We start from the raw sequence: 6,927 nt of genomic DNA, 5'->3' as shown, positions 1-6,927 counted from the left end.
ACTTGGGTCAAAATCTAAGAAAACGTAAGTATTTAAGAGAAAAGTGATTCTCCATAGAGGGAGGTTAGCGTGGCGACATTGGCAGTTATGAAAACGAACAGGCAGCCAGAAACTGGTCGGCCTGTTGAATGATAAGGTATGCTAAATGTAGAAAGGATTTATAACACTTATAGAGAAATCTAGAAAAGTGATTGATTCAGGATTCGGAGGTTAATACGATGATAAGTGTTCGGACAATGACTGGAGCTTTTCTTATTAATAATGATGATGTGTTAATGCTCAAACGATCGAAAAACAAAAAGATAGCCCCAGGCTTATGGTCGTGTATCGGAGGTCATGTTGAGCCACACGAGCATGGCTCACCCGAAAATTCTTGTTTACGTGAAATAGAAGAAGAGACGGGTATATCTCATATTGAAATTGAAAATTTAACATTGCGATACATACTACTGCGACAAAAAGAAGATGAACTAAATCAACATTATATTTTCTTTGGTGATTCGAACACTAGAACTATAAGTAGTTGCGATGAAGGTGAATTACATTGGGTGAAATTATCAGAAATGGCTAATTTGCAGATGTCTTTGAGTTTAAAACTAATGTATGAACATTATCTCCATAATTCTAAAACAGACAATGTTTGGACGGGAACTTTTAGTGATGGAAAGATGTTATGGGCACAGTTGTTGAAGTAACGGGACACGATAGTTGAACGATCCAGGAAGCAGATTGCCGCAGCAGCAGCTCTTTTCATCATTGAAGTAACGGGCAGTTTAGTTCCAATATATGTTAATATAGTTTCTGTAAGACCATTATATGAACACGGGCTAATCCAGGTGATTTGCATGAGTTTAACCCACGAATTTTTTCTTCTTAGCAGCGATTTTGATTTGAATGACAGATATGAATGGTTCAGAACTAATCGGTATACATGGGCTGAGAAGTCTGTAGTATCAGATGAGATTATTCAATACATGACGGACTTTTTGAACTGGTTACCTTCATATAACCCCGAAACAAAAGAAAGTCACAAAGGGTTAAATTACTATGGGGTAACCGTTATTAATAAGCCGGGAGCAGAGAAGCTAATAAAGATATTAGATAAATGGCAAATGGCTTAAACTAATCGAAGAAGCACCTGACACATTCAGTTTAAGAGGAGATACTGTTTGGAAAGAAGAAGAGAATGAAGATGGCTACTGGGAACAGACTAGAAATTGGTTGAAGCGAGAAACAATGCAGATTGAATTAGAAGTTTTAATTGCCTTAGCTGTCAAAGCTTTAGACAATAACCAATTGATTATTCATTTCGGAATCTAAGCACAGCCGCTGAAGGTAAAAACTATGAGCTCATAGGCTGGTTAGCAACCAGCAGTGATTGATGTGATAGTCAAAATTGATGGTTACTTTGAGAATGTACTGCTTACAGGAAAAACATGTTCAATCATAGAATTAAGAAAGAAGTACAATATTGCCAAAAGACAATGCACAAACATAAATGATTTTTCAGCCGTCTTTTGCAGATTATTTGAATTTGAACTAATATCTGATGCCTACAAAGAAGGAATTTGGATTGATTTCGTAATTGATACAGATATAGACCATATTTATACACCAAGGTATTAGGCTAACGGGACACGATAGCAAAATAGCGACGACAGGCTGCCGGCATAAAAAGGGCAGCCTTCGTTATGCTAACGGGCAGATTTGCTCAACAAACGGACAGGTTTTTTATGGTAAAATTATGGAAGGTGAGTACATGTTTTAGGGGGAAAATGAAGTGAGAAAAATTTTTTTTATCATCATTGCCTTATCCGTAATTTTAACCATGGCAAGTGGATGTTCAAAGAATGATACATTTATAATTGAGAAGATTCAAAAAGCATTTCCTAATAATGTTCAAAATGATGAGATTTATCATACTGAAATTATCAAAGATGGTTTGCTTGTCTTTTATAAAAGTAACGAAGGTTTAGGTGCAGGATTTATCAGACAAAAATCAGAAAATTGGGAATGGGTAACAGGAACTGGATACCCACGACTTAATCCGGATAATGGTTTGTCAGCAATGTACTCCAATATGGATGCGATTCCCCTGTATTTTTCATATGGCGTAATTACTGACCCAAATATTTTCGAAGTTCAGTCGTCGGATAACAGAGCAAAAATTATTCAAGTCGCGGATGGAACTAGAATATGGTTCATAACTTATGAAAATCTCCTTGGTTCGCCTCTACCTGCAATAATCGGCATATCTAAAGAAGGGAATCAAATCATAGCTATTGGTGACTGAACTAACGGGACACGATAGTTCAATAATTACACCACGAGGCTGCCGCGGGATGATTGGCAGCCTTTGTTGTGCTAAAGGGCAGAATAGTGTAATACTCTAAGGTCTGTGTGAGATTACCAGACTATTATTTTTGCAACTTAGGGTTGCAATGACTATCCCATTCCATTCAACTTACACTCGATTTAAGTTCTATTTCTTTTGTGATACTATTGGCGTGTACTTAACGTTGGAGGTGAAATTTCATTGCTCGATAATAAAAAAATCGGAAAAAATATATTAGATTTACGGAGAGGATTAGAGTTGACGCAGGTGGAACTTTCCACATTATTGGGGGTTAGTCATCAAGCAGTTTCTAAGTGGAAACAAGGGGAATGTTTACCCGATATTGAAGTGTTACTAAGGCTGGGACAGATTTTCAATAAATCCATTGAAGCGCTTCTTCTGAGTGAGAGAATTACAGATGATGTCTTTCTTGTTGAAGAAGTTGACCATTCTATTGCATCGTTGGACCAACCAAATTTATGGATGAAAGCTCTGGAGGAAATTAGGAATCAAATTTCCGTTCCTAGTTTCAATACGTGGTTGAGAAATACGAATGTAGAGTACGTAGATGGAGTGTTCCTTATCACTAGCCCGAACAATTTCATAACAGAATGGTTATACTCTCGATATTCCTCACTTATAATAAAAACACTTGAGGGACTAACTGGTGAGACTGATTTCAAGATAGAATTCCGATCTATGGATACAAATAATAGAGGAAATGTTATGATGCCAAGTCGAACCACATTAAACTTAGAATCGATGTGAGTTTAAGCTAACTGGGAACGTTAGTTCAACGAAACAAGGAGCAGTCCAGGTGGCTGTTCCTTGTTTTTATTAAGCTAAAGGGCAGATTATGTTAATGGCAACAGCACCCCATATATTGTAAAATCTATCTTGAAGGCTAATGAAACGATAGCTTATAGCTTCAAGGGGGAGTTACTTATTATGGAGAAAATAATGGTCTTTATGAATTCTATTCTGCTTACCTAGAAATATATCGATTGCTACACCACCACATATCGACCAATCAAACCCTCGGTTATTAAGAAATGTAAAGGCTCGTGAAACGCCATTATCGAACGGAAGTATTCCGATTTCAAGCTCGATACCCCGAGCAAGCCTTTCCAATTGATCCTTTTTTATTTCACAAGCTTCATTCGAATGGCAGTGACTACTGCTTGTGTGCGGTCCTGCGCCTCAAGTTTTTGCATGATATGGTGTATATGCGTTTTTGTTGTGCCTTCAGAAATGCATAAAATCGCAGATATTTCGTGGTTTCTCTTTCCGTAAGCAAGCAGCTGCAATACTTCCGTTTCACGCTCTGTCAAGGCGCCAAGCAGCCGGTCTTTGCCGGACGAATCCGGCTCCTCCATGCCCGAAGTCAATATTTGGTCTAGAGCGCGTTTGGCCGTGCTGCTATTGAACAGGGTTGCCCCCCGGTGCATTGCCCGTATACCGCTCAGCAATTCATCGGTTTCTGTATCCTTCAATAAATAGCCGGAAGCCCCGGCACGAATCCCGTCAAACACATACTGTTCAACATCGAATGTCGTTAAGAGGACGACTTTTGTGTCAGGCAAAGCTTCAACGATAGACTTTGTCGCCATAATACCCGTTCCGCCCGGCATGCGGATATCCATCAAAACGATATCCGGAACGTTTCGCAATGCAATGTCAACAGCTTCTTCTCCGGTCGAAGCCTCTCCGACCACCTGCATATCTTTTTGAATGTCCAATATGTATCGCAATCCTTTACGAATGAAAGGCTGGTCATCCGCCAGTACGATTCGAATCATTTTCTCGGTTTGCATGAATCGTCTCCTTATAAGCCGTACTCGATGTAATATTAAGTGGAATATCTGCTTGAATCTTTAAACCATTCGGTGAATTTGCGGAGAAAACGATGCTCCCTCCGGCAGATTTGCATCTTTCGATCATACTGTTTAGGCCAAATCCGAAATTCAAAGGTTTCTCGTCGCTGAAATGACCGTCATCCGTAATAAGGAGCATTACATGTTCATTCTCTTCTTCCACTACAATGTTAACCAGTTTCGCATCAGCATGCTTGAGGATATTGGTTAACGCTTCTTGCAAGATTCTGTAGAGAATCACGCTGCATTCAACCGGCCACTCCCCAATAGGTCCGATTTCTTTATATTGTATCTGTACCATAGAATTAGCTTCGATTTGAGAGACGAGGCCCTTCAGCGCGATCGGTCCCAGGCCCTTCTCATCGTCCGACCATTCCTTTACTGCAAGCCTTACCTCATCCATCCCTTTCCTAGCAACCTTCAGAGTCTCGTCTACGCTGTTTGCCGCCCCAGCCGGATCCTGCGGAATCATCAGCTTCAATGCTTGTAGTTGAACAATAAGCGAGGTCATCTGATGTCCAAACCCATCATGAATGTCGCGTGCCAATCTCGTACGCTCCGTCAGCGCAGCATAACCCATCGCCTGAACAGATGTTTGCTGCAATTCGGAATATGCCGTGTTCAGTTGTTCCAGTTGCTTTCGGTTCGTGCGATGCGCTTCGCGAAGCAGGCTTTGATTTCTGACCGCGATATACATGAGGACAGCTGCAATTAGAGCGCCATATGAGACCTTGTCGACCAGCATCATTGCAAAAATGAGGCAAACAGTGAAGACGGCGAGAGTAACGGTTGAACGATTCCATTTCGGATCGGCCACACCCAGCATATACAGCAGCGGCCAGAAAATGCGGTGATCAGGGTAATCGGAATGAACGATGCGAATGATGAGGGTTATGCCAGCAAGAATGCAAACCGCAAGGACGTACCTCTTAGCATTCCACCATCCTTTAGGTGCTGCCGCCATCCATATGTAACAAGCCGCGAAGGCAGCGTAAACGATAAGTACGTGGGTATGCAGAAACGGATACTCTGGCATGATCAATATGAAAAAGGCAACGATAAAGATAGTATGTGCGGCGCGGGCGTTAAAGTGCTGAAATATGTTTTTATTCATTTTTCAATCCTTCATTCGGGTGGTTTACTTCATCATAACAGATGAATCCGTCTTGCTCATCAATCGATCGATATAGACGCTAAATAAAAATCAACTGCAGATAGACGTAAAAGAAATTGCATTGTGTTATTTTTGGTGTGCAAAAGAAAACGAGGAGTGATTGCCATGGAATTGGCCAGAAAAGAAGAAGATGTCAAAGAGAGAGGAAGATTGAAGTTTACAGGCATACAATTGCTGAAACGATGGCCCTCATTGGTGGCGTTAGCTATGGCCGCAACAGGGCTCCCGGCTTCGACGGATCCCATGTCATTTATCCTGATTCTCATCGCGCTTGTCTACCCGATTGCAGGCGCAATTCGCGGTCATCTCCGCGGGGTTCGTACCATCTTGATACAGGCGGCCGCATTACTGTTTTTCAGCATTATCGCGTTAGTGTCTCTGTATGTCGACAGAGAAACGGGACTGATCCTGCTTGCGGCAGGTTATATCGGCCATGCGGTCTGGGACTTTGCTCATTTTCGGAGCAATAAGATTGTCTGGCGGTGGTATGCGGAATGGTGCACTGTTTTGGATTTTTTTATTGCAGCCTTTCTGCTCGCACCGATATTCATGTAACAAGTGGAGAGGATGCCTTTGCAATTGCATAAAATCTGATGGGAAGCGGCATTGAATTTTTGACCATTACCATTGACCGCAGCATGATACACCTTATGCATTGCGAACATACGCCAAACATATTGGGATCAATCCCCTGGGCTGGGCGATCCTGCGCGGTGATGAGACTATAATCAGCACAGTGACTCGCTCTTTTACTAGAAACTATTGAACTTGAAACAGAAAGGGAATGATTCTAGATGAAATTGAAACGCTTGATGTACATGCTACCGTGCCTACTCTTGCTCCTTGCCATGACCGCATGTGGTCAAGATCAACAACAAACAGCTCTACTTTCTTCTACACCAGTCGAAGCCACATTCATGCTCGAACCAAGTCAACCTGCTGCCAGAGACAACGTTACTTTTGCGGTAACCGTTACCCAGGATGGTAAACCAGTGGATGACGCGAGCGAAGTCATATTTGAATGGTGGAAAGAGGTGCTACCTGCTACTTTCCAAAATGATGGACTCTACATCGCCAAGCAGCCCATTACTGAACCGGGATCGTACTTCGTCTATTACCATGTGTCGGCGCGTGATTCCCACACCATGAAGAAGATCCCTTTCACGGTTACTGCCACGAAGGAACCATCCGCTTCCGCAACGACACAAGATTCGCCAGTTGAAACGATTGCTGGCAGTCAACCTGAGCAGAGTGGCACCCATGATCATGGAACTACCCGCCACTAGGATCTCTCCCTCGCTGCATAAGACTTTATGATGTTCTAAGAAAATAAAGTATTTTCTTAGTGCTTAGGTTAAGATAAGTCCCCTGTTTAAGCACTACATGCTACCCGCGTACGTTCTTTAATAGGTGATTGGAAATGGAATATAATGAGGAGGACGTAGCCAAAGCGAAGGCGCGGGAGCGTTCTTTTTATTGAACTAAACCATTCCTGTTAAGGCTAAGAAATGGCCTTTGTCAAAAAAGGAGCGCCTCGGTATGAT

General features: G+C 41.9%; 9 protein-coding genes. 6 read left to right on the top strand and 3 right to left on the bottom strand.

What is annotated here, in order from left to right; translation table 11 throughout:
• Window positions 1-218: 218 nt before the first annotated feature.
• The 4 genes from NNL21_RS35780 to NNL21_RS35765 all read left to right on the top strand — a co-directional run bounded on the left by NNL21_RS35780 (window position 219) and on the right by NNL21_RS35765 (window position 3,103).
• Window positions 219-695, top strand: a complete 477-nt coding sequence (locus NNL21_RS35780) for an NUDIX domain-containing protein (RefSeq protein ID WP_204822874.1) — start codon at window positions 219-221, stop codon at window positions 693-695.
• 150 nt (window positions 696-845) lie between these two features.
• Window positions 846-1,121 carry a hypothetical protein gene (locus tag NNL21_RS35775; RefSeq protein ID WP_204822873.1) on the top strand — a complete coding sequence of 92 codons (276 nt, stop codon included), beginning with the start codon at window positions 846-848 and terminating at the stop codon, window positions 1,119-1,121.
• A gap of 659 nt (window positions 1,122-1,780) precedes the next feature.
• Entirely contained in the window at window positions 1,781-2,293 is a 513-nt protein-coding gene (locus NNL21_RS35770; protein ID WP_204822872.1) for a hypothetical protein, read from the top strand.
• A 243-nt stretch (window positions 2,294-2,536) separates the two neighbouring features.
• Window positions 2,537-3,103 (top strand): helix-turn-helix transcriptional regulator, encoded by a 567-nt coding sequence (locus tag NNL21_RS35765; protein ID WP_256555714.1) that lies wholly within the window; start codon window positions 2,537-2,539, stop codon window positions 3,101-3,103.
• Window positions 3,104-3,274: 171 nt separating this feature from the next.
• Here the strand turns inward: NNL21_RS35765 and NNL21_RS36980 are convergent, their stop codons facing one another.
• From NNL21_RS36980 to NNL21_RS35755, 3 genes are read right to left on the bottom strand one after another with little or no spacing between them, the layout of a single operon-like run.
• On the bottom strand, window positions 3,275-3,466 hold the full coding sequence (locus tag NNL21_RS36980) for a nucleotidyltransferase domain-containing protein (RefSeq protein ID WP_373567648.1): 192 nt from the start codon (window positions 3,464-3,466) through the stop codon (window positions 3,275-3,277).
• An 11-nt stretch (window positions 3,467-3,477) separates the two neighbouring features.
• Window positions 3,478-4,149: a response regulator gene (locus NNL21_RS35760; protein ID WP_169091715.1), complete on the bottom strand. Its 672-nt coding sequence runs from the start codon at window positions 4,147-4,149 to the stop codon at window positions 3,478-3,480.
• On the bottom strand, window positions 4,109-5,323 hold the full coding sequence (locus NNL21_RS35755; protein WP_204822870.1) for a sensor histidine kinase: 1,215 nt from the start codon (window positions 5,321-5,323) through the stop codon (window positions 4,109-4,111). The genes NNL21_RS35760 and NNL21_RS35755 overlap by 41 nt, the downstream gene beginning before the upstream one ends.
• 165 nt (window positions 5,324-5,488) lie before the next feature.
• Between NNL21_RS35755 and NNL21_RS35750 the strand changes: the two genes are divergently transcribed.
• Together NNL21_RS35750 and NNL21_RS35745 are read left to right on the top strand one after the other, a co-directional pair.
• Window positions 5,489-5,938: a hypothetical protein gene (locus NNL21_RS35750; RefSeq protein ID WP_204822869.1), complete on the top strand. Its 450-nt coding sequence runs from the start codon at window positions 5,489-5,491 to the stop codon at window positions 5,936-5,938.
• Between the two features lie 239 nt (window positions 5,939-6,177).
• The gene (locus NNL21_RS35745) at window positions 6,178-6,669 is read left to right on the top strand and encodes a FixH family protein (protein WP_256555713.1); all 492 of its coding nucleotides are present in this window, start codon (window positions 6,178-6,180) and stop codon (window positions 6,667-6,669) included.
• The last annotated feature ends 258 nt before the right edge of the window (window positions 6,670-6,927 follow it).

The sequence above is a fragment of the Paenibacillus mendelii genome (assembly GCF_024498075.1).
GTDB lineage: Bacteria > Bacillota > Bacilli > Paenibacillales > Paenibacillaceae > Paenibacillus_Z > Paenibacillus_Z mendelii.
The sequence above is the reverse complement of the archived record's forward strand: the minus strand, read 5'-3'. Positions and strand labels throughout refer to the sequence as shown.